The sequence below is a fragment of the Bacillus pacificus genome (assembly GCF_020861345.1).
Lineage (GTDB): Bacteria > Bacillota > Bacilli > Bacillales > Bacillaceae_G > Bacillus_A > Bacillus_A pacificus.
The window spans coordinates 1640450-1665070 of sequence record NZ_CP086328.1 but is presented as its reverse complement, the minus strand read 5'-3'; the positions used below and the strand labels follow the sequence as shown (position 1 = coordinate 1665070).

At 35.6% G+C, this 24621-nt stretch carries 27 protein-coding genes; 5 read left to right on the top strand and 22 right to left on the bottom strand.

Features of this window, described 5'->3' with window-relative positions; genetic code table 11:
- Positions 1-203 precede the first annotated feature (203 nt).
- Complete coding sequence (gene alsR, locus LMD38_RS08735) at positions 204-1109, bottom strand: acetoin biosynthesis transcriptional regulator AlsR (RefSeq protein ID WP_000423223.1); 906 nt, start codon at positions 1107-1109, stop codon at positions 204-206.
- A gap of 152 nt (positions 1110-1261) precedes the next feature.
- On the opposite strand from alsR, the gene LMD38_RS08730 reads away from it, so the two are divergent.
- Together LMD38_RS08730 and LMD38_RS08725 are read left to right on the top strand one after the other, a co-directional pair.
- On the top strand, positions 1262-1627 hold the full coding sequence (locus LMD38_RS08730) for a CidA/LrgA family holin-like protein (protein ID WP_000872364.1): 366 nt from the start codon (positions 1262-1264) through the stop codon (positions 1625-1627).
- Positions 1624-2301, top strand: a complete 678-nt coding sequence (locus tag LMD38_RS08725; RefSeq protein WP_000578951.1) for an LrgB family protein — start codon at positions 1624-1626, stop codon at positions 2299-2301. Before LMD38_RS08730 ends, LMD38_RS08725 begins: the two co-directional genes overlap by 4 nt.
- 12 nt (positions 2302-2313) lie before the next feature.
- Here the strand turns inward: LMD38_RS08725 and LMD38_RS08720 are convergent, their stop codons facing one another.
- A complete protein-coding gene (locus tag LMD38_RS08720; protein WP_016718256.1) occupies positions 2314-2727 on the bottom strand; it encodes an NUDIX hydrolase in 414 nt (137 codons plus the stop codon).
- A gap of 141 nt (positions 2728-2868) precedes the next feature.
- On the opposite strand from LMD38_RS08720, the gene LMD38_RS08715 reads away from it, so the two are divergent.
- The gene (locus tag LMD38_RS08715) at positions 2869-3069 is read left to right on the top strand and encodes a DUF3903 domain-containing protein (protein ID WP_000624205.1); all 201 of its coding nucleotides are present in this window, start codon (positions 2869-2871) and stop codon (positions 3067-3069) included.
- Between the two features lie 315 nt (positions 3070-3384).
- Here the strand turns inward: LMD38_RS08715 and LMD38_RS08710 are convergent, their stop codons facing one another.
- The 13 genes from LMD38_RS08710 to LMD38_RS08650 form a co-directional block, all read right to left on the bottom strand.
- Complete coding sequence (locus tag LMD38_RS08710) at positions 3385-4140, bottom strand: sulfite exporter TauE/SafE family protein (protein WP_000974645.1); 756 nt, start codon at positions 4138-4140, stop codon at positions 3385-3387.
- A 98-nt stretch (positions 4141-4238) separates the two neighbouring features.
- Positions 4239-4385 carry a BC1881 family protein gene (locus LMD38_RS08705; RefSeq protein WP_000644411.1) on the bottom strand — a complete coding sequence of 49 codons (147 nt, stop codon included), beginning with the start codon at positions 4383-4385 and terminating at the stop codon, positions 4239-4241.
- Between the two features lie 249 nt (positions 4386-4634).
- The gene (locus LMD38_RS08700) at positions 4635-5654 is read right to left on the bottom strand and encodes a nuclease-related domain-containing protein (RefSeq protein ID WP_062822092.1); all 1020 of its coding nucleotides are present in this window, start codon (positions 5652-5654) and stop codon (positions 4635-4637) included.
- Between the two features lie 140 nt (positions 5655-5794).
- Complete coding sequence (locus LMD38_RS08695; protein ID WP_062822093.1) at positions 5795-6841, bottom strand: GH25 family lysozyme; 1047 nt, start codon at positions 6839-6841, stop codon at positions 5795-5797.
- A 131-nt stretch (positions 6842-6972) separates the two neighbouring features.
- Positions 6973-8736: an ABC transporter ATP-binding protein gene (locus LMD38_RS08690; protein WP_061182998.1), complete on the bottom strand. Its 1764-nt coding sequence runs from the start codon at positions 8734-8736 to the stop codon at positions 6973-6975.
- A complete protein-coding gene (locus tag LMD38_RS08685) occupies positions 8736-10487 on the bottom strand; it encodes an ABC transporter ATP-binding protein (RefSeq protein WP_000862464.1) in 1752 nt (583 codons plus the stop codon). The genes LMD38_RS08690 and LMD38_RS08685 overlap by 1 nt, the downstream gene beginning before the upstream one ends.
- Before the next feature lie 123 nt (positions 10488-10610).
- The gene (locus LMD38_RS08680) at positions 10611-10832 is read right to left on the bottom strand and encodes a YneF family protein (RefSeq protein WP_001123317.1); all 222 of its coding nucleotides are present in this window, start codon (positions 10830-10832) and stop codon (positions 10611-10613) included.
- Positions 10833-10910: 78 nt separating this feature from the next.
- A complete protein-coding gene (gene sirA, locus LMD38_RS08675) occupies positions 10911-11351 on the bottom strand; it encodes a sporulation inhibitor of replication protein SirA (RefSeq protein ID WP_000860645.1) in 441 nt (146 codons plus the stop codon).
- Between the two features lie 156 nt (positions 11352-11507).
- The gene (tkt, locus tag LMD38_RS08670; protein ID WP_000019785.1) at positions 11508-13508 is read right to left on the bottom strand and encodes a transketolase; all 2001 of its coding nucleotides are present in this window, start codon (positions 13506-13508) and stop codon (positions 11508-11510) included.
- A 304-nt stretch (positions 13509-13812) separates the two neighbouring features.
- The gene (gene phnE, locus LMD38_RS08665; RefSeq protein WP_016718259.1) at positions 13813-14616 is read right to left on the bottom strand and encodes a phosphonate ABC transporter, permease protein PhnE; all 804 of its coding nucleotides are present in this window, start codon (positions 14614-14616) and stop codon (positions 13813-13815) included.
- Positions 14616-15410 carry a phosphonate ABC transporter, permease protein PhnE gene (phnE, locus tag LMD38_RS08660; RefSeq protein WP_001000768.1) on the bottom strand — a complete coding sequence of 265 codons (795 nt, stop codon included), beginning with the start codon at positions 15408-15410 and terminating at the stop codon, positions 14616-14618. The genes phnE (LMD38_RS08665) and phnE (LMD38_RS08660) overlap by 1 nt, the downstream gene beginning before the upstream one ends.
- Positions 15407-16180 (bottom strand): phosphonate ABC transporter ATP-binding protein, encoded by a 774-nt coding sequence (gene phnC / locus LMD38_RS08655; RefSeq protein WP_228920252.1) that lies wholly within the window; start codon positions 16178-16180, stop codon positions 15407-15409. The genes phnE (LMD38_RS08660) and phnC overlap by 4 nt, the downstream gene beginning before the upstream one ends.
- Before the next feature lie 83 nt (positions 16181-16263).
- Positions 16264-17202 (bottom strand): phosphate/phosphite/phosphonate ABC transporter substrate-binding protein, encoded by a 939-nt coding sequence (locus LMD38_RS08650; RefSeq protein WP_062822108.1) that lies wholly within the window; start codon positions 17200-17202, stop codon positions 16264-16266.
- Between the two features lie 184 nt (positions 17203-17386).
- On the opposite strand from LMD38_RS08650, the gene LMD38_RS08645 reads away from it, so the two are divergent.
- The gene (locus LMD38_RS08645) at positions 17387-18970 is read left to right on the top strand and encodes a bifunctional metallophosphatase/5'-nucleotidase (protein WP_061182994.1); all 1584 of its coding nucleotides are present in this window, start codon (positions 17387-17389) and stop codon (positions 18968-18970) included.
- A 27-nt stretch (positions 18971-18997) separates the two neighbouring features.
- Here LMD38_RS08645 and LMD38_RS08640 read toward each other — a convergent pair whose 3' ends face one another.
- Together LMD38_RS08640 and LMD38_RS08635 are read right to left on the bottom strand one after the other, a co-directional pair.
- Positions 18998-19237, bottom strand: a complete 240-nt coding sequence (locus LMD38_RS08640) for a DUF896 domain-containing protein (RefSeq protein ID WP_000948565.1) — start codon at positions 19235-19237, stop codon at positions 18998-19000.
- Between the two features lie 45 nt (positions 19238-19282).
- A complete protein-coding gene (locus LMD38_RS08635; RefSeq protein ID WP_000991471.1) occupies positions 19283-19939 on the bottom strand; it encodes a YneB family resolvase-like protein in 657 nt (218 codons plus the stop codon).
- 141 nt (positions 19940-20080) lie between these two features.
- Between LMD38_RS08635 and lexA the strand changes: the two genes are divergently transcribed.
- Entirely contained in the window at positions 20081-20701 is a 621-nt protein-coding gene (gene lexA / locus LMD38_RS08630) for a transcriptional repressor LexA (protein WP_000413738.1), read from the top strand.
- An 86-nt stretch (positions 20702-20787) separates the two neighbouring features.
- On the opposite strand, the gene LMD38_RS08625 is transcribed toward lexA, so the two are convergent.
- The 5 genes from LMD38_RS08625 to glnR form a co-directional block, all read right to left on the bottom strand.
- On the bottom strand, positions 20788-21594 hold the full coding sequence (locus LMD38_RS08625; protein ID WP_016718262.1) for a DUF4097 family beta strand repeat-containing protein: 807 nt from the start codon (positions 21592-21594) through the stop codon (positions 20788-20790).
- Positions 21595-22137 carry a DUF1700 domain-containing protein gene (locus tag LMD38_RS08620; RefSeq protein WP_227585552.1) on the bottom strand — a complete coding sequence of 181 codons (543 nt, stop codon included), beginning with the start codon at positions 22135-22137 and terminating at the stop codon, positions 21595-21597. It lies immediately after the preceding gene.
- Positions 22130-22453 carry a PadR family transcriptional regulator gene (locus LMD38_RS08615; protein WP_062822110.1) on the bottom strand — a complete coding sequence of 108 codons (324 nt, stop codon included), beginning with the start codon at positions 22451-22453 and terminating at the stop codon, positions 22130-22132. Before LMD38_RS08615 ends, LMD38_RS08620 begins: the two co-directional genes overlap by 8 nt.
- A gap of 377 nt (positions 22454-22830) precedes the next feature.
- Positions 22831-24165 (bottom strand): type I glutamate--ammonia ligase, encoded by a 1335-nt coding sequence (glnA, locus tag LMD38_RS08610; protein WP_000135330.1) that lies wholly within the window; start codon positions 24163-24165, stop codon positions 22831-22833.
- A 48-nt stretch (positions 24166-24213) separates the two neighbouring features.
- Positions 24214-24603, bottom strand: a complete 390-nt coding sequence (gene glnR / locus LMD38_RS08605) for a transcriptional repressor GlnR (protein WP_000656783.1) — start codon at positions 24601-24603, stop codon at positions 24214-24216.
- Positions 24604-24621 lie beyond the last annotated feature (18 nt).

The following is a 24621-nucleotide window of genomic DNA, read 5'->3' as shown; positions in this document are numbered from 1 at the left end:
GCATTCTATACTACTAGTGTATAAAAATATGACATTTTAAACATCGCACTACAATCGGAATTTCCTCTAAGTCTTTAGTCCTAGAACACAAAAACGAACATGTTTATCTCTTTAGTATAGAACTAAAAAAAGAACACTAAAGCGGAAAGGCAATACTATTGCCTTTCCGCTTTAGTGTTTAACGAGGTGTACTTTTTAATAACTTAATTAATCTCATCCTCAACTTCTATTCTTTTCTTCTCTCTTGCAATTTTTAAAAACTCTAAAAGCTCTGGATTGCTATTCATTTTTTTGTAAGCTACTGACATTTCTGCAACAAAATTAGAATCATATAGTTCTTTATATACAACTTCTGTTTTATATAATTTATTTGCCGATACGGGTATGACTGTAATTCCAATCCCTGCTGCTACAAGTCCCATAACTGTTTGATATTCCGTCGCTTCTTGTACGATACGCGGACTAAACCCGACGTCGCGGCAAAGTGATAAAATTGTATCGTATAACGCTGGCCATACTGGTCTCGTAATAAATACAAACGGTTCATCTCGTAAATCTTCTATATGTATTTCATCTTTCTCTGCAAGTGGATGAGCCTTCGGTAAACATAAAGTACACGATAGTTTTTGTATCGGCTCTAATTCTAATAATTGTGTTGGGATTGGTGGACGCAAAAATCCAATATCAATACGATTATCATGAAGTGCATGCACTTGATCTGGAGTAGATAATTCATGTAATGCAACAGACACCCTCGGAAATTTCTTTCTATACTCCCTTACGATAGATGGTAAAATATCATATATCGCCGCACCTACAAAACCAATTGAAAGTGAGCCCACTTCTCCCCTTTGGGCACTTTGTGCAATCTCTACCGCTTTTTCAATTTGTTCGAACGCTTTTTTTACTTCTTTCAAAAACATTTCTCCAGCTTCTGTTAATTCAACCTTTCTCTTCGTTCTTGAAAATAACATAACTCCCATTTCTTTTTCTAATTGCTGAATTTGTTGACTAAGCGGTGGTTGTGTCATTTGTAAACGAGCAGCCGCCCGTCCAAAGTGTAACTCCTCTGCCACTACAACAAAATATTGCAAATGCCGTAATTCCATTTTGGACACCCTTTTCCATTTCAATTAATACGTCTAATATATTAATAACATATAATTTATATATTAGACAAATTTTTTGAATGAACGTATAGTAGAATTTGTTAATTCTTTTTTACAATTTTTATGTAAAAAAAGAAAGAGGTGGTTACTGTATGAAATGGTGGAAATTAAGCGGACAAATTTTACTATTATTTTGTTTCGCTTGGACAGGTGAATGGATTGCAAAACAGGCACACCTCCCAGTTCCAGGAAGTATTATCGGTATTTTTTTATTGTTAATTTCATTAAAATTTAACCTAGTGAAAAAAGAGTGGATACAGGACGGTGCAGACTTTTTATTAAAAGAACTTATTTTATTTTTCATTCCTTCTGCAGTCGCTGTCATACGCTACAAAGATACACTATCACAATATGGAATCGATCTCATCTTAATTATTATGATTAGTACACTTTGTGTCACTCTCGTTACAGGACTCTTAACAGAATTGCTACTAAAGCGGAAAGGATCCGTGCAATGATCGGTTTTCTTTGTTTACTATTAACACTATTCACATATTGGATATCGAAGAAAATGTATAAACGCTGGAATTGGAGCTTACTTTCTCCTCTTCTCGTCTGTCCTATTATTTTAATCGCTTTATTACTCGGACTAGACACATCTTATGAAACGTATGAAACTGGAGGCCAATGGTTAACAGAATTATTAAAACCTGCAACAGTTGCTTTTGCATGGCCAATCTATAAATACTTTGATTTACTCAAGAAACATGGAATGGCTATTTTACTTAATGTCATTGTCGGTTCGTTTCTATCAGTTATTACTTCAGCACTACTAGCAAATTATTTTCAAATTGATTCATCGTTAGAACATAGTTTAGCACCTCATATTGTAACGACACCAATTGCAATGGCCATTTCAGAAATGATTGGTGGTATGTCACAATTAACAGCAGTATTTGTTGTTTTAACTGCGTTAACAGGAGCATTGCTCGGACCTTCTCTCATTCGTATATGCCGTATTAAAACAGCAATTGCAAAAGGTATTATGTTAGGAACGAGCGCAAATGGAACCGGCACATCAAAAGCATTCGAAATCGGTCCTGTAGAGGGAACGATCGCAAGTTTATCTATGCTTTTAACTGCAGGAGCTAGTTTAGTTATCGTTCCGCTTTTCTTATCGTGGATACATTGAAAAAGCAAGTGTTTACACACTCGCTTTTTTATTTATGTATTTGTTTAAAATCTCATAATCCTCCGGGAAAGATAGCGTTAATTCCTTCATTTCATCTATCCCCTTCCAAGCAATTTCATGTATTAACTCATCAGGATCTTGGATTTTCATACTACCGCCTATTCTTTTTACGATATAATAATGAACGTATACAGGAACCCCATATGTAATCGCTTCTTTTTCGTATATTTTACTTACAACTTCCACATTGTAGCCTGTTTCTTCCCAAACCTCTCGGATACAACATTCCTCTAATGTTTCTCCTTTTTCAAGTCCTCCACTTGGGACGGACCACCTTTTTTCTTCACCCTTTTGTCCTTGTAATACCATTAAAACTTCATTTCTTTCATTTACACATACTGCTGCACAGCCTATCCATCTTTCCATATACATCCCTCCCCTACTACTATTCGGTTCCTTTTTCCTTTTCTCCTTGAAAAAAGAGGAAAAAAGGAAAACGATGACGAAAATTTACATCAACTTCATAGGCAGTTCCTTCTTAGAAATTAAAAACGGAAGGATGAAAGCATGATTTCTAAATATGTTGTAGAATGTGTCTTTTGCGAAGAAAATCGAAAACCTCGCCAGGCTATCGTCACAGTTCCAGCTACTACTCAGCTACTAGCTATTGAAAAAGTGCGTGCAGAATGTAAACGTCGTTTCGGAAAAGCTTTATTATTACAAACTGAAATTAAAGAAGAAATAGTTTTTGAACAAAAAGAAAGCTGACCATAAATTGGTCAGCTTTCATATCCGATCATATTTTCACATGAAGATTAGGGGCATCCTCTTTAAGGATCGGGATTTTCCCATTATGTACGTTCCATAATGGTCATCGAACAATATATTTCTATACAATTAAATATTGAATAGAATAGGGCAAAACTTGTTCGCATTTTTAGAAAAGGGATAGGGATATAATTCAAGTAGTACTTCGAATACTCGAACTTTACACTCATTATATTAAAGCAAATCCTTTTATATGGGAAATATGAATTACTTACATAATTCATTCGTAAAACATATTAGTTTGCTATATTATTTTTATTCCATGAATAACATGCATCCAGCTAGAACTGGTGTCATAATCATTGAAAACTTCAAAAGCATACTTGGTGCATAATTTGTAAACTTCGCCCCAATATACGCTCCTAACATCGTCCCAATTAATACTTGCAATAATAATATATGATCTAGGTAGCCTTCTGAACTATATCCTAGCCCACCTCCAATCGCAATTGGCAATATAACCAGCATTGTTGTTCCTACAGATTGCTGGATCGTTAATCCTAATAGAAACATTAATCCAAGTTGAATAAATGGTGCAGAACCTATCCCGAATGAACCAGCCATCATTCCAGTGACTAATCCAAGACATATACATTTCATTATGTTCTCTTTCGAAAAATCTTTAATCTCTGCTAAAAGTAACTCTTCCCTATTTTGAAACTTAATTAATTTAATAAACATAAAAATTGCAGATAAAAATAACATCCCAGCTGTAAACCAATGAAGAAGATGTCCTGGTATAAGTGAACCAATTTTTGAACCGATATAAGAACCAAGCGCTCCACATCCCCCAACAATCCCGCCTATAGTAAGTACTACATTTCCTTCACGATAATGACTTATAACCCCAGATAATGTCGTAAATGCCATAGCAGTTAAAGACGTTGCAAGTGCAACGTGAATAGGAATATGGAATACTAAAGTGAGTATTGCGATAATAAACCCGGCTCCCCCAGCTCCAACAAACCCTAATAAAATCCCCATTACTAACATCGTTATAATAATTGCCACATACTCTCCCTCCAGTAAGGCAATTATCCACCATATTCTTTCTTCTACACAAATAAAAAGCATCCATCTAGGATACTTTTTATTTCAATACTATGTACTTAATCTTGATTAATCAAAATAACCGCGGGGCCAGCGACTACTACTCCAGCTACTTCGATTTTTTCAAATTCCTTTACTGTAATAGATATAACGCCTTCTCTTTCCATCAATTCTTTACTCAGGACATCAGTCGGTATAGCTTTCACCGTCTTACCTCCTTTTCATTTATACAATATGCCAAAAACAACTTAACGCATCTATATATATGCATCACCTCCGCTTTCATTCCTTATTCCCTTCAAAACCCTTCTCTCCCTTCCATAACGTATTGAAAAATAAAAAAGCACTCGCAATCGCGAATGCTTTTTCATTATTTACTTTCTATTACTTTTAACATTCTATTAATAAACATACAAAATACCCCTTAATATAACACTCAGAAAGCCCACCTCTTTTTAATTCATTATATAATTCATTCGATTAATGGTTTCTCGAAGTTTTTCCAACTCTTGACCTGTATATATTACTTTCCCCGTTAAGAATTCATTTCTGAAGAACGATACAATTTGCTCTCTATCTTTTAATCTCGGCGTTTTTTCTTCAGAAAGATCTAGCACTTCTTTCCCATTCTCATTATAAAAATATACAATCGGATTTATGTTTTCCTTTACAATATCAACTTGCATTTCTTTCAAACAATTGTATAGAATATGAGATAGTTTCTTCGCTCTATATACTGGGTTCCCTTCATTTTTCACTTGTATCGTTAATGAATCTTCACCTGTAATATATTCAAACGTCTCTTCTTTCTCTATCTCTTGTTGATACTTGCCAATTTCATCAATCATAAATGAATATGTACTAGCATTTTCTTTCGTTAAGCCATGAATTAATTTCCCTGTCCATTCTTTCGTTTCAAGTACATACATACCCGTTTTACTTAAAACAAGATGATGAATTCGGAAATCATTTCTTCCATGCTGATTCCTCATAAAAACATTCGGCATTATATGAAATTCATTATCTAGTATTATGCCTTGCTCTACGAAGCCACGCTTCATATATTGTAATGTTTCGTGTGTACTCACTTCGGCTCCATTTTTCGTATACTCTCGCAAATCTGCAATTAACTTTTGAAACATATGTATTTCGTTACTATGTTTTTCTTGCATTTCACTGCGTTCTTTACTGTGTTGCACAGCTAATTGATTTTTCATCATACGCATATTTTCAAGTTCTCTCGCTGCACTTATTTGTAAATCATTGTATTTTTTCTGTTCCATATTTTTTAATGTATTTTGCTGCTCTTTATATTCTGTAACCGTAGCTGCAATTTCATTTTCGTACGTTTCAATTGCTTGTTTTTTTTCAAATTCCGCTTGCTGACTCTCTGATTCTAGTTGTTTATTTTTATAAAACAGCACGAATACTGCAGCTAATAATAATAAAATTACACCTATTAGCACATAATTCATATTTTTTCTCCTTTATTGCATTTTCGATTATTTTTTATAAATATATCTATTATAGTATACTATGATTTCGATATAAACCTTGTAAAAGCTGTATATTTTTAATAAAAGGTACCTCTGAAGAGATACCTTTTATTTCCACTCTATTGTACACCATACTGAATATAACTTGAATCGTAGTATACCCATTGATTTGTCCCTAAGCAAAGCCATCCATCTTGCTTACTCCATACTCGATACAATTCACCATGATGTAACTGTCTTATAACATTTCCATTTAATGATGGAGCATCACGTAGATTTACATTATCACCAGTAATAGTCGCCACATAATGTTTATACTGAATATAACTCGAATCATTATATACCCACTGATTTGTCCCTAAACAAAGCCAACCACCCTGTTCTCCCCAAACTTCATATGCTTCGCCACGATTCAATTGGCGAATTACACTAGACTGTAAAGATGGTCCACTTCTCAAATTCACATTATCTCCATTAATTATAACAACTCCGTACACTGGAGTTGCATTATTAAGCGGGGAAACATTACCTCCACCACTTGCTCCATTCCCTTGTAAAGCTTCTAATGAAACTGCAGCTGATACATCACAATTTCCTACGCCTGAAATTTGTCCAGAATCTGTGTACTGCCACGCTGTCCACTCTGTCCATCCACCAGCATCAGCAGGCGGTGTACTCGAGTATCTAGCAATCCAAAGCGGAATATCACTTAATCCGCTAATTCCGAACTCATTAATATACCAAACTCCTGTATATAACATTACATCTTTTCCAGTAGCCTGTTTCACATAATTTATGAAGCTTCTTGCCCAATTCGATATAGCGCTACCAGTTAAATTACTGTTGCTCGGATCTGTTGGTGATTCTAAATCCAGAACTGGCATTAAGTCTGTGTGGTTACTTTGTAATATACTCACAAAATATTTCGCCTCTGAAATTGCATCATTTTGTTCTGGGCGTGCAAAATGGTATGCACCGATTAATACATTCGCATTTCGTGCTGCTTGTACATTCTTAGTAAAAGTAGGATCAATGTAATTTACACCTTCTGTCGCTTTTGCATACGCCGCTGAAATACCGGATCCCTTCACTGCATTCCAATCAATATTCCCTTCCCAATGAGACACATCAATAAACGTAATATTTGAACTAGATCTATCTTGCATATAAAAGCTCCTATCAATTTTTTCATTTCGTATACATACAATATGTACAACTTTATTAAAGGGTGACGACGTTTATACTATAGACATAAAGAGCAAACATATTTTATAACCAAAGTAAAAAAGCCTTGTAATTACAAGGCCTTTTGTAAACTTCCTTTATTTTGTAGTAAATACATATTATAATACAATCCTTGTTCAATCAGTAATTCTTGATGCGTCCCTCTTTCTACTATCTCTCCATCGTGCATAACAAAAATTTGATCTGCATCTTGTATGGTAGATAATCTGTGCGCAATCGCTATCGTAGTCCGTCCTTTTCGCATTTGCTGTAACGCTGTTTGGATTGCATCTTCCGTTTCTGTATCAATATTTGCTGTTGCTTCATCTAATACTAACACTTTCGGATTCGTTGCTATCGTTCTAGCGAAAGCAATTAATTGTCGTTGACCACTAGAAAATGCAGCTCCTCTTTCTACTACTTCCGTTTCATACTGCTCTGGTAATTTTTCAATAAACGTATTCGCTTGCACAAATTGTGCCGCTTCTTTTACTTCTTCATCCGTAATTTCTTCATTATACATACGAATATTTTGTTTTACATTTCCCGCAAATAAAAATGCATCTTGCAATACAAGTCCTATTTTCTTTCTAATTTCTTGTTCTTCAAATTTCTCTAACTCTACACCATCTATTACAATATTTCCGGAATTAATATTATAGAATCTCAGTAATAAATTCATAATAGTACTCTTTCCGCTGCCAGTGTGCCCAACGAAAGCAACCGTTTGCCCTTGTTTCACGTGAAAAGATACATTTTTTAAAACATCACGTTTTCCATCGTACGAAAAAGTAACATTTTTAAATTCAATATCTCCATTAATAACTTGAGGATTTCCATCCCCTTTTTGAACTGGCGCTAAATCTTTCTCATCCATTAAATGAAATACACGTGATGATGAAACCAGTGCCTGTTGGAAAAATGATAATTTCATCATCATCTCATTTACAGGCTGGAAAAAACGATGTATATAGTTAACAAACGCATATAAAACGCCTACTTCAACAGGACTCTTCAAAGCATCAATTCCAAATAAACCAAGTACTAACGCAATAGCTACAATATGAACTAAATCAGTTGCTGGACGTAAAAGCAATGCATCTAACTTTAATGTACGTCGCCCTGCACTATAATGTTTATTATTCACTTCTTCAAATTCTTTTCTCATGCGCTTTTCTTGTCTGAACACTTGAACAATATTCATCCCTTGAATGGACTCGTTTAACTTTGCATTTAACACACTTAATTGATTACGGACTTCTAAATAAAAAGCTGCACTTTTCCGGCGATATAGCACCATAATCGCAAACATGATCGGAATTAATACGAGAGAAAATAGCGCTAATTTTACATTTAATAAAAACATCGCTACTAAAATCCCTACTAAAAATACGATATTTTTAACAAATGTTGATAATACACTGACATAAAAATCTTTAATTGCTTCTGTATCATTCGTTATGCGCGATACGAGCGTACCAATCGGCGTACGATCAAAGAAACTTAATGACAACTTTTGAACATGCTCATATACTTCAACACGCATATCTTGAACAATTTTAAAAGCAATATTTTGAAAATATAACAAGTCTAAATAAGTAAATAATACTTTTAATAAGTGAGCAACAATATACACTACAAATAAAGTAACAAGTGCTGATTGATCAAAGTTACGTGGTACTAAGTGTTCATCAAGAAATTGTTTAATTAAAAAAGGACCCATCATTTCTGTTACAGTTGCACCAACTAGAAATAAAAATGCTAATGCTAACAGTCCTTTATATGGCCTCATATAAGACAGTAATCTTCTTAAATCGCTCTGTTTTTTCTCAGCCATCATACGCCTCCTTTCTCGACTAATGCTTCTAACTGCTGGCTTTCATACATTTCTTTATACCAACCATGTTCTTTCATTAGTTGTTCATGTGTACCTCGTTGTACAATTCTACCTTCATCCACAACAAGAATAAGATTGGCATGCTGAATTGCACTTAAACGATGGGCAGTAATAATTGTCGTTTTCCCAGCTCTTTCCCTCTTTAAAGCATTTAAAATTGTTTCTTCTGTTTTTGCATCTACTGCTGATAAACAATCATCTAAAATTAAAATTTCAGCATTCGTTAATAAAGCACGCGCAATAGAAATCCTCTGTTTTTGACCTCCAGATAACGAAACGCCTCTTTCTCCTACTACTGTTTCATATCCTTCTGAAAATTGGAGAATATCATTATGAATACAAGCAATCTCTGCGGCCCGAGTAATTTCATTATATGTAGCATCCGCCTTTCCAAAGGCAATATTCTCCCCAATACTTGCTGAAAATAAAAAATGATCTTGCGGCACGTATGAAATGGCAGAACGGACACCGTAAAGTGTTACATCGCGAATATCCCGCTCCCCAACTTTTAACTCACCATTAAAATGATCATACTCACGTATTAAACATTTTAATAAAGTCGTTTTCCCTGCACCTGTACGTCCTACAATCCCTAACGTTTCCCCCTTCTTCAAATCAAAGTGAATATCCGTTAAATGTAACAGTTCATTTTTCTTATACGAAAACGAATCGACCGCAAATGAAATATCACCGCTCGCTATTGTATGCACAGCATTTTCTCTATTTACTACATCTGATTTTTGTGAGAGGATTTTTTCTACACGGTCATACGAAGCACGCCCACGCTCCATAATATTAAACAGCCATCCAAACGCTAACATCGGCCAAACGAGAGTACCTAAATATGTCGTAAATGTAACGAGATCACCTACTGTTAATTCACCTCTCACAACTAATACTGACCCGTAACATACTGCAATTAAAAAAGAAAAACCTACGATAAGAGCGATTGTTGGATCAAATAACGAATCAATACGTGCAACTAACATATTTTTATGTACGACATCTTCTGATTTTTTTCGGAACGCTTGTAAATCTTCTTTTTCTTGTCCAAGCGATCGAATTACCTTCATCCCACTCATACTCTCTTGCACTTTATCATTGATTTCCGAAAACGATTGCTGTGCTTTATGAAACCTTTTATGTAATAAAGTGCCGTAATAATTTGTCGATATTGCTACAATCGGCATTGGAATTAAGCTTAACAATGTTAACTTCCAACTAATTGTAAAACCCATCGCTACGAGTACACACCCTCCAACAGCTAATGAATCAACAAGTGTTAAAACACCCGCCCCAGCAGTTTGCTGAATTGCTTGAATATCATTGGTCGCGTGCGCCATTAAATCACCTGTGCGATTTGACTGATAGAAAGATGGACTCATCTTTGTAAAATGTTCATACAAATTTTTCCGTAATTGGCGAGCTAACTTTAATGAAGACCCAAAAATCATAATGCGCCACACGTAACGTAATATGTACATCGTAATACCTACGAGTACTAAGAGTACAACCCATTTTAGTAACTTATCAGTCGTTAATGTTCCATCGTTAATTTCATCTACAACAATCCCAATCACTTTTGGTGCTACAAGTTCTAAAAGTGCGACGCCAAATAATAAAATAATTCCGGTTATGTACGCTCGTTTTTCTTGTTTAAAAAACCACGCTAAATTCATAAATACTTTCATATTTTTCCTCCTCCCTTAAAATGAGCGATGTTTTCAGTTTACCAAAAATACAGAATTTTTAAAAGTTTTAAACTCTGTCTATATCAAAAAGAAAAGACACTCTTAGCGAGTGTCTTTTAGCGCTTATTTCATTTGTTGCTTGTTCATCGCGCTCATCATTTGATTGATTTTCTTTTGGGAAGGTTTTTGTCCCATTTGCATCATCATCATTTTTAACATTTGTTCGTTAATTGGTGGATTTTTTTGTAAGTAATTCATCATGTATTTGCGGGCAATGAAAAATCCTAACGCCACGCCTGCTACTAGTGCTACTACGCCCACTAGAATACCTAACCAAATTGGCATATATTTTCCTCCTTCATGTTGTCTACCTTACAGTGTACTAAAACCTTTTCAATAAGACAAGATACAATTCGACATTTTTTACACATATGTTCGTACTTGTTTTAGAGGATTCAGCCATCCGTACTTTGTATTTTCATAATCCATAGCTAAAAATGTTAATTCACACTTCCGAAGCACCTCAAAGAAAGTCGTTTCCATAGAAACATTTCCAGAGGTATTCATGCGAATATAGTGTGGTTTCACCATTATTTCGCCATATTCTGCCCCTGTATAAAGTGTATGTGTATGATGTGTTCGATCATATTTACCAAGAACGCGCAAAGCTTGTTCTAATTTATGATGAATTTTCATTACTTGTAATGGCATCGTTATATACATCATTTGTTTATATAGCACTTTTTTCTCCGAAAGGGACCCAGATTCTGAAAATCGAGCAAATAAATCAAAAAACAAATATTCACGACCAAAGTAAGCTTTCGCAATATCCTCTTGAATTAAATACAATTCATACGTTTTCATCTTTCGCCTCCCAATCTGGACAACCTTTTCTCTTCATTATATAGAAGAAATTTTGCAATGATTGTCTGACTGCGGAGAGAGAAAAAACTTTTTCTGTCGAAAAAACTCATTTACATAGAAAAACCTCTCCATGCCGGAGAGATTTTTCTAAAATCATTAAAGCATTTCTTTTACTTTACGAACAACGTTCTCTACAGTAAATCCATACTCTTCCATAATCTTCTCACCAGGAGCAGAAGCACCGAATGTATCGATACCTAACACATCTCCTTCAAGACCTACGTAACGGTGCCATCCGAATGTAGCACCCATTTCGATTGCGAAACGTTTTGTTACTGCTTTTGGTAATACAGATTCTTTGTACTCAGCAGTTTGAGCTTCAAAGCGATCCATAGATGGCATGCTGACAACAGATGCGTCAACACCGTCTACTGCTAATGCTTTTTGAGCCTCAACAGCAAGACTTACTTCTGATCCAGTTGCAAGTAAGATTACATCAGCTGTTTCTTTCTTGCTTGCAGAAACTACATATGCACCTTTTGCTACTTTTTCATACGTATCGTCTTTTGCACCTTCTAATGTTGGAAGATCTTGACGAGTTAATACTAAAGCAGTTGGTTTGTTTGTAGATTCTAGAGCTAATCTCCAAGCCGCAACAGACTCGTTACCGTCAGCTGGACGAATAACAGATACATTTGGCATTGCACGTAGCGCCGCTAATTGCTCGATTGGTTCATGTGTTGGACCATCTTCACCAACAGCGATACTGTCGTGTGTGAATACATACGTTACTGGCAATTGCATTAATGCTGCAAGACGAATTGCTGGACGTAAGTAGTCAGAGAATACGAAGAACGTACCACCGTAAGTTTTTAAACCACCATGTAGTGCAATACCGTTCATTGCTGCACCCATTGCGAACTCACGTACACCGTACCAAATGTTCTTACCGCTGTAATCATCTCTTGTAAAGTCTTTTTCGTTATTCATGTATGTTTTGTTAGAACCAGCAAGGTCAGCTGATCCACCGAAGAATGATGGTACAGATTCTGCAATTGCATTAATTACAGCACCAGAAGAATTACGAGTTGCTGCTTTTGATCCTAATTCATAAGTTGGTAAGTTTTGCTCCCAACCTTCTGGAAGTTGACCGTTCATTGCTGCTTGGAATTCGTTTGCTAATTCTGGGTATGCTTGTGCATATTCACCTAGCATAGTGTTCCACTCTGCTTGCGCAGTTTCACCAACATCTTGTACTGTTTTACGGAAGTTGTCGTATACTTCTTCTGCTACGTGGAAGTCTTGCTCAGCAGTCCAAGCATATGCTTCTTTCGTTAATTTTGTTTCTTCTACACCTAGTGGAGAACCATGTGAAGCTGATTTTCCTGATTTGTTTGGAGAACCGAAACCAATTGTCGTTCTTACTTCAATTAGCGTTGGGCGTTTTTCGTCAGCTTTCGCTTCTTCGATTGCTTTTGCGATAGCTTCAATATCGTTTCCATCCTCAACACGGATTACTTGCCATCCGTATGCTTTGTAACGATCTTCTACACTTTCAGAGAATGAACGATTTAAATCGCCATCTAATGAAATATCGTTTGAATCGTAAAGCACAACAAGGCGACCTAATTGTAAATGAGCAGCTAATGAAGATGCTTCAGCAGAAACGCCTTCCATTAAATCTCCATCACCACAAATAGCGTATGTATAATGATCTACTACATTATACGCATCACGGTTATATTTAGCAGCTAAATGTCTTTCAGCCATTGCCATACCTACAGCAGTTGAAATACCTTGTCCAAGTGGACCAGTAGTTGCATCTACACCAGGTGTATGACCGTACTCAGGATGTCCTGGAGTTTTGCTTCCCCATTGACGGAAGTTCTTTAAGTCATCCATTGTTACATCATAACCAGATAGGTGAAGTAGGCTGTATAATAACATTGAACCATGACCTGCTGATAATACGAAACGATCACGGTTAAACCACGTTGGGTTATTTGGATTGTGTTTCATAAATTGAGTCCATAATGTATAAGCCATTGGTGCTGCACCCATTGGCATTCCTGGGTGACCAGAGTTTGCTTTTTCAATCGCATCGATGGATAATGTGCGAATCGTGTTGATAGAAAGTTGTTCGATTGAATGTGACATGCTATTCTTCCCTTCGCTTATATTAGTAAACGTTTTATACATTTATATGATAGCTTCCCACGCAAGATTATACAACATGTATCGACAAATATGTTGATGTTTTTTTGATTTTTTATAAAAAAATCAATGTTTCCGGGAATGTATGGGCATTCAATATGACATACTTTTTCATTATTTTTATTTTAAAAAGAAAGAGAATTATCTGTATATTTATACATATATGCAAAACCCTTCTATACTAACTTTTTTAGCCCACCTTTAAAAATACAAAAAAAGCATCTAAATTCGATGCTTTTCAAATCAGTTAAACAATCCGTTTCCGAATCGAACTTGAAATAAAATCAATGATAATAACCATTAAAATGATGCCTAATAAAATAATTCCTACACGAGACCAATTGCGTGAACTCAGCGCAAAAATTAGAGGTGTGCCAATTCCCCCTGCTCCAATAACACCTAAAATGGCAGCGGATCGCACATTAATTTCGAACCTGTATAACGTATAGGATAGAAAATCTGGTAATACTTGTGGCAATACTGCATACCAAAGTATTTGAAATCGATTCGCACCTGTTGCTATTAGCGCTTCCTTCGGTCCTTTATCTATATTTTCAATTCCTTCTGAATATAATTTTCCTAACATTCCAATAGAGTGTAACCCTAAAGCTAGAACGCCGGCAAAAGAACCTGGTCCAACAGCTTTTATAAATAAAAGAGCCATAACTAATTCAGGAAATGTACGGACAAAACTAAGTACAAATTTCCCAGTTCCCGAAGTTAATTTTCCACTACTCATATTCGTCGCCGCCCAAAAAGCGAATGGAACAGATAAAAAGGCAGAAATAAATGTACCTAATATCGCAATTGCCAACGTATCAATTAAACCATGTAATAAATCTTCACCATCTGACAAAGATACATACGACCAATCTGGATTCAATACACCTGTCATAATTGCTTTTGTAATTTCTCCCGCCGTATCTTTGATTCCCTCTAGCGGTACTCCCGAAAAAGCCCATACATAAACAAATGTAAGTGCTATGAAAATAATCCAGCGATACATACTCGGTTTCTTCGGTTTTGGTACGATTAACGTCGTTTTACTCATTATAATTTCTCCCGCAACAATGTACTTACATAATCAATTAACAATACAACAACAAGGGTATAAATAATAATAGATGCAGTTTGTTCATATTGTAAAAATCCAAGTGTACGATCATAATATAATCCGATACCGCCAGCTCCTACTAAACCTAAAACAGCTGCTGCACGTACGTTTACCTCAAATGTATAAAGAACATAGGAGACAAAATGCGCTTTCACTTGCGGAATTACCCCATAAACAATCCATTGCACCTTATTTGCTCCTACTGCTGTCATTGCTTCTAATGGACCTGGATCAATCGATTCAATTGACTCATACAACAATTTCGCCACGAGCCCAATTGAGAAAAACGTAAGAGCTAAAATACCTGGAAGTGGTCCTATTCCAAAAATAGCTACGAAAATTGCCGCTAATAATAAATCTGGTACCGTTCGGATAAAATTTAAAATCAATCGAGCGGGACTGTACAAAAATGCGCTCGTAAACACATTACTTGCCGCAAATAGTGCCAGTGGAATAGCTAATATCGCTCCTAAAGTCGTCCCGATAATCGCCATACGTATTGTATCTAACATTGCTGTTGTAATAACTTGAAAATAACTCCAATCTGGCGGCACCATCTCTTTTAACAAATCCATCATATTAGGAAAACCAACTACTAGTTTTGAAAATGATGCGTCGACCTGCATACTACTTCCCCACAACAGTAAAATGACTAGAATTAACGTTAACATATGTTTTAACTTACTCGGCGGCTTCGGTATCGATTTCGAATATATCGTCACGTCATTCATTTAACTGCCACCTCTAACAATTCGCTTTTCTGCGCTACGTCACCATAAATTTCAGAAAATTTTTCATCCGTTGCCTCTTCTACTAGGCCATCAAAAACAATTTCACCTGCATGTAATCCAATAATGCGTGTCGCATATTGCCTAGCTAAATCAATAGAATGTAAGTTTACAATTGTTGTAATTCCAAAATCTTCATTAATTTTTTTCAAATCATCTAATACTTGCTTTGTTGTTAGTGGATCTAACGACGCAACAGGTTCATCTGCTAATATGATTTTTGCTTCTTGCGCCAACGCTCTAGCAATGGACACACGTTGTTGTTGTCCTCCTGATAATTCATCAGCCCGCGCATATGCTTTTTCTAAAATATTTACCCTTTTTAACGATTGAAAGGCAAGGTCCAAATCTTCTTTCGGAAATAGGCCTAACGTTATACGTAATGTCGAATGATACCCGACACGGCCAGCTAATACGTTCTTTAATACCGTTGATCGCTTTACAAGATTAAAACTTTGAAAAATCATACCAATATCCCGGCGCATGCGGCGTAATCCTTTTCCTTTCGCAACAGTAATTGACTCACCTTCAATCATGATTTCGCCTTCTGTAATCTCATGAAGACGATTTACTGATCTTAAAAGTGTAGACTTTCCAGCTCCGGACAGCCCTACCATTACAACAAACTCACCTTTTTGAATTTTCAAGTTTATATGATTCAATCCTTTTGTACCATTTGGATACACTTTGGAAACATTTCGAAACTCTATCACACATCTTACCTACCTTCTATGAATTCAAAACGGCAAACTAACTGAAAACATACCTTTCCAGTTAGCTTCCATTTCCATATGTATTATTGCGTTTTTACTTTCTTCCCATATTCACGAACGATATCAAATTTACTATCATCAGATTTAACATATCCTTCATGTGAATATACTTCTTTAATGATTTTGTGACCTTCCTCATTCTTTCCAATTTCAATGAAAGCATCCTGTAATTTCTTGCTCCACTCTTCATCTAAATCCGAACGTACCGAAATCGTATCGTTTGGAATTTTCTCCGTAAATTTCACTATTTTCGTTTGATCGAATATATTCGGATAATCTTTTTTTACAATATTACGAGCATCTTGGAATACAACAGCTGCGTCTACATCACCATTTAAAAGAGCAATAAGCGACTGATCGTGACCTTTTAATGTAACAGGTTTCACATCTTTTAACGGATCAACGCCCTCTTTTAATAGTACAGCCGCAGGCCACACATACCCCGCTGATGACGTTACATCTTGATAACCAATTTTTTTACCTTTTAAATCTTTTACACCATTAATATTTGAATCTTTCTTAACAACAAATTCAGACTTATAGAAGTCTACTAAATCCTTTGTAGGAGCTCCCGTTTCATCATCTACTCCAAAACGTTGTGCTTGTAAAATTACGTTTGCAGCCTTTTTCTCATGTGCTAGCACATACGCTGTTGGAGGTAAAAAACCTACATCTACTTGCTTAGATGCCATCGCTTCTACAATTGTATTGTAATTCGTCGAAATACTAACTTTTACTGGAATATTTAACTTATCACTTAATAGCTTCTCAAGTGGTTTTGCCTTCGCCTCTAACGTATCTGCATTTTGAGAAGGAACAAATTGAACATTTAAAGTCTTCGGTACATACCCTTTTTTCGTATCTTCATTTTTACTTGCGCTTGATTCCTTCGTTCCACAGCCACTTAATAAACCCGCTGCTAATACAACTGTTGTACTCATTGCAAAAACTTTTTTCAACATATTAATGCCTCCATTTTTGTTGTTATAAAATAACCTTCCGTAAACATGAAGAAATATATCACACAATTTCACGAATAATTGTTTATTTACAGAATCTTTACACATTCTATACACTCACATTAAAATTCTCTTCCTATATTTGATATGCTTAATTGGTAGATAACAATAGAAAAGGTGAATGATATTGAATCAAAATCAAATTGTAACTTTAAACATCTTATTAACAAGTGATATACATGGTACCGTTTATCCAATTCACTATCAAGATAACTCCAAAGCTGAAATTGGTTTAGCTAAAATTTCTACTCTTATAAAAAAAGAACGTTCCGAAAATAGAAACGTCCTATTAATTGATAATGGTGACTTCATACAAGGAACACCCTTTACTTATCATTACGCTACATATGAAAAAGATAAGAAAAACCCAATGTCATTAATAGCAAACTATTTACGTTATGACGCTGCAGTGATTGGGAATCATGAATTTAATTATGGACTGGACGTATTAAATCATGCTATTTCTACTGCCAACTTCCCGTATTTATCAGCAAATATTTTAGATAAAAACAGCAAAGAATCTTATTTCGGAAAACCATATATAATAAAACAGATTGAATCAAATATAAAAATTGCTATTTTAGGGATGACAACGCATTACATTCCAAATTGGGAACAACCCCATCACATTAAAGACTTACAATTTGAAGATGCGTTAGAAACAACAAAAAATTGGGTTTCTTACATTCGCGAACACGAGAAACCAGATTTACTGGTCGTAGCGTATCATGGGGGATTTGAACGCGATTTACAAACTGGAGAACCGACTGAAGTTTTAACAGGTGAAAACCAAGGGTATGCAATGTGTCATGAAATTGAAGGCATAGATATTTTATTAACAGGCCATCAGCACCGAAAAATTGCTCAAACAGTGGGTAATGATGTAACAATTTTACAGACTGGATGTAATGGACATTCAGTTGGAAAAGTAACTATAACATTTGAAAAAATGAAACAAGAGTGGGTAAAAAAAGAGAGTTATTCAGAACTATTGGCTGTGCAAGAAATCGAGGCAGATCCAAATGTTCTTTACTTGGTAGCCGATTATGAAGAGAAAACACAAAAATGGCTTGATCAACCTATTGGAATCATCCACGGTGACATGCAAATTTCAGATGCTATGCAAACTCGTTTGAAAGACCATCCTTTTATTGAATTCATAAATAAAATACAGATGGATATTGCTAATGTTTCCATTTCTTGTACAAGCCTATTCCATAATACATCTCCAGGTTTCCCGGAACATGTAACAATGCGTGACATCGTTTCTAATTATATTTATCCAAATACATTAAAAGTAATTAGAATAACTGGCTCAGATATAAAAGATGCTCTCGAACTCTCTGCTTCTTATTTCACATTAAAAGAAGATGGATCTATCATCGTAAACCCTACCTTTATAGAACCAAAGCCGCAACACTATAATTACGATATGTGGGAAGGAATTTCGTACGTATTAAACATTTCAAAACCAATTGGCGCAAGAGTAGAATCTTTACAACATAAAGGCACTCCTCTTAATATGAACGAAGAATATGACGTCGTTATGAATAATTATCGCACAAGCGGCGGAGGGAACTTCTTTATGTTTCAAAATAAGCCCGTAATAAAAGACATCCCAACAAATATGTCTGAACTTATCGCTAACTATATATTGAAACATAAAAAGATAGAAGCAACCGTTAATAACAACTGGGAAGTTATTAAATAAATAAAAAAGATGGGCTTCGCCCATCTTTTAGTTTAATTTTGCATTATCTTGCTTTTTTAAAGCTTTTAATTTCGCCGGTGTAACATCAGTACCTTGTTCGTTAACAACTTTAATTCCTTTTAGTTCGTTTAACATATTTTGACGAAATCCTTTTAAATATTGTTCACGTAGCGATTGACGCTCACGTTGTTCTTCTTCAGTTAAACCTTCAGCTTTTGCTTTTTTCGCTAAGAAGTTAATGCGTTCAACGAGTTCGTGACTAAGCATCTCGAATCCCCCTTCTACTCAAAACTGATTATTATCATACAATAGTTACTCTTCTTTATCAAGCAATTGCTTTGTATACTCTACATATCTACGATGTACCGTCGCTTTTGAAACATTATGACCAAAGCCACGTAGTGTTGCTGCAATTTCTTCGAAAGTAAGTTCACTCTTACGCAAACGTACAATTTCCTCAATTGGCACTTCTTTCTTCTCTCGTCCTACACTTAAATGACGATTCTTTAAATTATTTTCTGGACGATAGCCTTTTTCTACTGCTCGTTGCATACCACGTTTAATTTTTAAATTATGAATCTTTCTTTGATACTCTTCAACAATACCAATAATATCTAATACCATTGAATCAGAATCCGACAATTGCAATTCACCATTATGTGTATGCGTATATACTTTTATTCCTTCTTTATGTAAACAGTGCATTAACGCAATCTTTGCATTCCCCCTACCAAGGCGCGTTTCATCTTGTATAAGTAGCACATCAATTTGTTCGTCTCGAATTGTATCTAGCACTTCTAATATGCCGTCACGTTCAATTGTATAGCCACTAGCCTGTTCCTCAATCACCTTAGTAACATTCATTTGATAGCGCTCCGCTAAATGCAATAATTCATCTTTTTGACGTAATAATGATGTTTCTTGTGCTTCTTTTGTTGTACTCACACGCGCATAAATAATTGCATTCATTATGAACCCCTCTTTCTCACTATAATTTCCCTTTAGTGTAACATAAATTCGCCTTTTGTTCGAACTTATGTTTGTAGAATGTTTTTTCACATGTTATACTTATTAATAAGAAAAATGAAAGAAAACGAGGTGTTAGAAAACATGGAAAAGTTAACGAAACGCCAGCAAGACATTCTCGACTTTATTAAGCTAAAAGTACAAGAAAAAGGATATCCACCTTCCGTACGTGAAATTGGTCAAGCAGTCGGCCTCGCTTCTAGTTCTACAGTGCACGGACATTTATCAAGATTAGAAGAAAAAGGATACATTCGACGCGATCCAACAAAACCACGCGCAATTGAAATTTTAGGTGAAGACCGAATGGATACAGAAACACAATCTGTTATTCAAGTTCCAATTGTCGGGAAAGTTACTGCTGGATTACCAATTACAGCAGTCGAAAGCGTTGAGGAACACTTCCCTCTTCCAGCTAGCATTGTCGCAGGAGCAGATCAAGTGTTTATGTTACGTATTTCTGGAGATAGTATGATTGAAGCTGGTATTTTCGATGGAGATTTAGTTGTTGTTCGCCAACAACAGTCTGCATATAATGGTGAAATTGTAGTCGCTTTAACAGAAGATAATGAAGCAACTGTTAAACGTTTCTATAAAGAAAAAGACCATTTCCGTCTACAACCGGAAAACTCTTCATTAGAACCTATCATTTTAAAGCAAGTGTCCGTTATCGGTAAAGTAATTGGCGTATATCGTGATTTACATTAAGAATATAAAAGAAGATAATTACCTTATTGATATACGGTAATTATCTTCTTTTTTGTATTTTGATAGATTTTCATACATTCTATTTCTTATGAACGCGTTTCAATCGTCACATCGCCCGCAGCTGTTTTACCGCTAATCTTTTTACTCCCATTACCAATCGTTACGTCTTTATTTTCTTCATTAAAAATTGTTACATCCCCGGCAGCACTTTGCCCAGTAATTACCGCATCTTTTGGTTTTTCCGATAAAGTAATATTTATATCTCCTGCAGTTGAACTTGCTTCTAGATTGTACTTAGAATCATGCTCTAGAATATTTATTTCCCCACTGGTCGTTTTTGCAGTCACTTTCCCTATTACTTTTTTAAAGTTTACTTCACCAGCTTTTGTAGATCCCTCCACATTCTTAGCCGTTACATGTTTCAAATCCACTTCTCCAGTAAGTGTTCTAGCACTTACACGGTCACTTTTCACATCACTTATTTCAATTTGTCCAGCAGATGAATTTACTTTTACATCTTGGTAAGAGCGTTCAGGCACAAGGAGAGTCAATGTAGACGTTTGAAACCTAAAATCGTAAAAAGAAAAATCAAATGAAGCATCTTTTTCTCTTTCCCCAATGATTTTTAATGTGTCACCATCTTCAGTAATACGAATCTCTTGTTTACGCGCATCTCCTGATTGCTTTACATAAAAAGAAGCGTCAGGAGATTTTCGGACAACAATATCCCCGACATCTAACTTAACTTCTATATTTTTTAGTGTTTCGTTTTTAATTTTATCTTCTTTGTTTCCTTCTTCTGCAGCTTGCACTGCTTTTTCATATGTTTGTGAAATCCCAATTACTCCAATAATGATACAAGCGATTGCTACTAACAAGATTTTTTTCATCATCTACTCCCCTTTTATCATTTTGAAGTTCCATATTACATAACGTACGCAAAGCTTTTTAAACCACTTCGTACTATAATAAGCGATTATACATAACAACAAACCTACTCCAACAAAAGTTATACTAACGAATAAATCTAACCATATAAAAGTACCCATAAATACTTTTCCAATTACGAAAAATGGCGTCACTACACTAGCAATCCCACCGACCCAAAAAGAAAATATAAAAGCAATAATTGCAAATAACGGGCCTAACACAATAATGAAATTAAACAAACTAAGTCCAATCGCCGCCATGACAGCTCTTGTCACATTTGAAGTTGATGGATCTTTTTTCATTTCATCGAAACGATACATCGCAAGCAATTCTTTTGCAATTACTTTCGGAGAGCCAAGCCCCTTTATTATTTCCGATTCAGTTTTTCCCTCTTCTATCCCAAACTGAAAATGCTCTTCATAATCAAATAAAATATCTTTTCTCTCTTCGTCCGGTAACTTTCTAAGGTGACTTGATAATTCCTTAAGAAACTGTTCTTTACTCACCCCATTCCACCCCTTCAATAATTTCTTGTACACCTTTCGCAAAATCACGCCACTCTGTTACTAACAAATTCAGTTGCGTTTCCCCTTGCTCAGTTAGTTGATAATATTTGCGAGGTGGTCCTTCCGTAGATTCTTTTAAATACGTTTGAAAATATCCTTCCTTCGTTAAACGGCGTAATAAAGGATATACTGACCCTTCCGATATTAAAAATTTATTTGAGATTTGCTGAACAAGTTCATAACCGTAACAATCCTTACGTTTCACAAGTGCCAGTACACACAGTTCTAACACACCTTTTTTAAACTGAACGTTCAAGTGCAATCCCCCTTTCTCATTTCAGTACTGTTCAATACACGGTACCTTCCTTATCCATAATATACCACTTAGTACTATTTATTGCAAGGTACTATATTTTTAAACACCCGAACTTTAGTATTAAACATATTCAATACCGAACACAACATATCATACAATTTTTTAAACCCATAGATATTACGCATGTTACTTTTACTTATCCACCCTTTTGGAACACAAAGTAATTCGAATTTCACCACGTTACATTAAAGATATGGAATAGAAATTCAAATACCGTCATATTTTTTCAGGCATCTATTCAATTCATTTCAACTAACACCTATATTATCGACAAATAAAAAAGCCCTGATACCGTAGTATCAGGGCTTCCTCACCTCTTAGTATAGAGACATATATTGATCGCGTTCCCATTGGTGAACTTGCGTGCGGAAGATATCCCACTCAATTTCCTTCGCTTCGATGAAGTGCTCAAGTAAGTGATCTCCTAATGCGTTACTAATTACTTCATTAGATTGTAATGTAACTAAAGCTTGCGCTAATGTTGCCGGTAAATCAACGATACCTGCTTCTTCGCGCTCTTCTTTTGTCATTACGTAGATGTTACGATCTACTGCAGCTGGTGGAGTTAATTTGTTTTTAATTCCATCAAGACCTGCTGCTAATAATGTTGCCATTACTAAATATGGGTTTGCAGCTGGGTCAACACTACGTACTTCTACGCGTGTGCTAATACCACGAGATGCAGGGATACGTACTAATGGACTACGGTTTTGTGCAGACCATGCTACGTAACAAGGAGCTTCGTATCCAGGTACTAAACGCTTGTAAGAGTTTACAGTTGGGTTTGCTACCGCTGTAAATGCTGGTGCGTGTTTTAAAATACCTGCGATGAAGTGACGAGCGTCATCACTTAATTGTAAGTCACCGTTTTGATCATAGAATACGTTCTCACCATTTTTGAATAGTGATAAGTTACAGTGCATACCTGAACCGTTCACACCGTATAATGGTTTTGGCATAAATGTTGCGTGTAAACCGTGTTTACGAGCAATTGTTTTTACAACAAGTTTGAATGTTTGAATGTCATCACATGAACGAATTGCATTTGCATATTTGAAGTCAATTTCGTGTTGCCCTGGAGCAACCTCATGGTGAGACGCTTCAATTTCAAAGCCCATTTCTTCAAGTTCAAGAACGATATCACGACGACAGTTTTCCCCTAGATCCATCGGCGCAAGGTCGAAGTATCCACCGTTATCGTTTAATTCTAATGTCGGATTTCCTTTTTCATCTACTTTGAATAGGAAGAATTCTGGCTCTGGTCCAAGATTGAAATCTGAGAATCCTAAAGCTTCCATTTCTTTTAATACACGCTTTAAATTGTTACGTGGATCCCCTTCAAATGGAGTGCCATCTGCATTGTAAATATCACAGATTAATCGAGCTACTTTACCTTTTTCAGCTGTCCAAGGGAAAATCACCCAAGTATCTAAGTCTGGATATAAGTACATATCAGATTCTTCAATACGTACGAAACCTTCAATAGAAGATCCATCAAACATCATTTTGTTATCAAGAGCTTTTGTTAATTGGCTCACTGGAATTTCTACGTTTTTAATTACTCCTAAAAGGTCCGTAAATTGTAAACGGATATACTTTACATTCTCTTCTTTCGCCAAACGGAAAATATCTTCTTTTGTGTACCTAGCCATTATAAATTCCTCCTTAGTCCCTCTAAACACCTTCAGAATCAGTTCTCTTTAGTGAAAAAATCTTGAAATATCACCTTGTCGCAATGAAGTTCGATTAAATCTACCTGTATGTTGTAGTTCATCTCGAAGTATTTTGCGAAGCTCAGTTTTTGAAATTTCTTTCGTTTCTTCTTTTACTTTCACTGCTTCTGTTTGATTTTCTTTCATTAGTAACACTTGTTTAATACCAGCCATATTCAAGCCTTGATCTAATAAATCTTTAATCTCTAACAACTTATCTACATCGTTAAATGAGAATAATCTACGATTCCCCTTTGTACGGGTTGGAGAAACAAGATTATGCTCTTCATAGTAGCGAATTTGACGTGCAGATAATTGTGTTAAATCCATAACAATACCAATAGGAAACAGCGGGGCAGAACGTCTATCTTCTTTCATCGTTTCAGTTCCTCCTTC

Excerpts from the sequence above, each read along its gene's own strand:
- glnA (WP_000135330.1), bottom strand. The coding sequence starts at position 24,165 with ATGGCTAGGTACACAAAAGAAGATATTTTCCGTTTGGCGAAAGAAGAG.
- LMD38_RS08695 (WP_062822093.1), bottom strand. The coding sequence starts at position 6,841 with ATGCAAGATAGATCTAGTTCAAATATTACGTTTATTGATGTGTCTCAT.
- LMD38_RS08715 (WP_000624205.1), top strand. The coding sequence starts at position 2,869 with ATGATTTCTAAATATGTTGTAGAATGTGTCTTTTGCGAAGAAAATCGA.
- LMD38_RS08690 (WP_061182998.1), bottom strand. The coding sequence starts at position 8,736 with ATGGCTGAGAAAAAACAGAGCGATTTAAGAAGATTACTGTCTTATATG.
- phnE (WP_016718259.1), bottom strand. The coding sequence starts at position 14,616 with ATGAGTAAAACGACGTTAATCGTACCAAAACCGAAGAAACCGAGTATG.
- LMD38_RS08725 (WP_000578951.1), top strand. The coding sequence starts at position 1,624 with ATGATCGGTTTTCTTTGTTTACTATTAACACTATTCACATATTGGATA.
- alsR (WP_000423223.1), bottom strand. The coding sequence starts at position 1,109 with ATGGAATTACGGCATTTGCAATATTTTGTTGTAGTGGCAGAGGAGTTA.
- glnR (WP_000656783.1), bottom strand. The coding sequence starts at position 24,603 with ATGAAAGAAGATAGACGTTCTGCCCCGCTGTTTCCTATTGGTATTGTT.
- LMD38_RS08640 (WP_000948565.1), bottom strand. The coding sequence starts at position 19,237 with ATGCTTAGTCACGAACTCGTTGAACGCATTAACTTCTTAGCGAAAAAA.
- phnE (WP_001000768.1), bottom strand. The coding sequence starts at position 15,410 with ATGAATGACGTGACGATATATTCGAAATCGATACCGAAGCCGCCGAGT.
- LMD38_RS08730 (WP_000872364.1), top strand. The coding sequence starts at position 1,262 with ATGAAATGGTGGAAATTAAGCGGACAAATTTTACTATTATTTTGTTTC.
- LMD38_RS08700 (WP_062822092.1), bottom strand. The coding sequence starts at position 5,654 with ATGAATTATGTGCTAATAGGTGTAATTTTATTATTATTAGCTGCAGTA.
- sirA (WP_000860645.1), bottom strand. The coding sequence starts at position 11,351 with ATGAAAACGTATGAATTGTATTTAATTCAAGAGGATATTGCGAAAGCT.
- tkt (WP_000019785.1), bottom strand. The coding sequence starts at position 13,508 with ATGTCACATTCAATCGAACAACTTTCTATCAACACGATTCGCACATTA.
- LMD38_RS08650 (WP_062822108.1), bottom strand. The coding sequence starts at position 17,202 with ATGTTGAAAAAAGTTTTTGCAATGAGTACAACAGTTGTATTAGCAGCG.
- LMD38_RS08635 (WP_000991471.1), bottom strand. The coding sequence starts at position 19,939 with ATGAATGCAATTATTTATGCGCGTGTGAGTACAACAAAAGAAGCACAA.
- LMD38_RS08720 (WP_016718256.1), bottom strand. The coding sequence starts at position 2,727 with ATGGAAAGATGGATAGGCTGTGCAGCAGTATGTGTAAATGAAAGAAAT.
- LMD38_RS08625 (WP_016718262.1), bottom strand. The coding sequence starts at position 21,594 with ATGATGAAAAAAATCTTGTTAGTAGCAATCGCTTGTATCATTATTGGA.
- LMD38_RS08685 (WP_000862464.1), bottom strand. The coding sequence starts at position 10,487 with ATGAAAGTATTTATGAATTTAGCGTGGTTTTTTAAACAAGAAAAACGA.
- lexA (WP_000413738.1), top strand. The coding sequence starts at position 20,081 with ATGGAAAAGTTAACGAAACGCCAGCAAGACATTCTCGACTTTATTAAG.
- LMD38_RS08680 (WP_001123317.1), bottom strand. The coding sequence starts at position 10,832 with ATGCCAATTTGGTTAGGTATTCTAGTGGGCGTAGTAGCACTAGTAGCA.